The following is a 247-nucleotide window of genomic DNA, read 5'->3' on the forward strand; positions in this document are numbered from 1 at the left end:
AGAGGTGTAATAGGTTTTATTTCATTATTAATATTTACACGTTTTCTTGGGAAACAACAAGTCAGTCAATTGACGCTTTTTGAATATATTCTGGGAATAACTATCGGTTCAATGGCATCTACGCTTACCACTGATTTAAGTTCAGCTGCATGGCCTCATTGGGTAGGATTGGTAGTATGGGCAGCACTTGTATATTTTGTTCAGGTACTTACAATAAAATTCCCTATAATGGCAGAATACATCAATG

At 35.6% G+C, this 247-nt stretch carries 1 protein-coding gene; it reads left to right on the plus strand.

Annotated elements, in window-relative coordinates:
• A partial coding sequence (locus tag AACQ14_RS24040) for a DUF421 domain-containing protein (protein WP_339366066.1) occupies nt 1–247 on the plus strand: 247 nt, incomplete at both ends.

Source organism: Vallitalea maricola, from assembly GCF_036985595.1.
GTDB lineage: Bacteria > Bacillota > Clostridia > Lachnospirales > Vallitaleaceae > Vallitalea > Vallitalea maricola.